The organism is Tepidiphilus baoligensis (assembly GCF_012911495.1).
GTDB classification, from domain to species: domain Bacteria; phylum Pseudomonadota; class Gammaproteobacteria; order Burkholderiales; family Rhodocyclaceae; genus Tepidiphilus; species Tepidiphilus olei.
Genome location: NZ_JAAAUB010000051.1, coordinates 1 through 306, shown reverse-complemented (window position 1 = coordinate 306; position 306 = coordinate 1). Strand labels below are relative to the sequence as shown.

At 59.2% G+C, this 306-nt stretch carries 1 protein-coding gene; it reads left to right on the top strand.

Translation table 11 applies throughout. The annotated features are described in order from the left end of the window. On the top strand, positions 1–306 hold a 306-nt coding region (locus GV368_RS11870; protein ID WP_169116548.1), incomplete at both ends, for a hypothetical protein.

Below are 306 nucleotides of genomic sequence, written 5' to 3'. Positions count from 1 at the left end.
TACCAGGATGTTCAGGTCCTGCCCAAGCTCGACGAATTGAAGCTCGGAGGCCCCAGGACACTCATCGTCATCAAGCCCGATGGCAAGGTTCCCCCCAGTAAGCTCCCGAACTTCTTCGACTATCAGCAGGAGAAGAACAACCTACTGGTGCTCACGGGTCAGGACAGCTTGTTGGCGGATGCTGTCGAGGAGCGTCTGCGCGAGCTCTACGCCATCGAGCAGATCCACAAACGGCTTCGCCCCGGCGACACGCTGTTCGAAGATTCGCGCGACCGACTGGAAGAAGCGGAAGACCGCTTCGGCAAG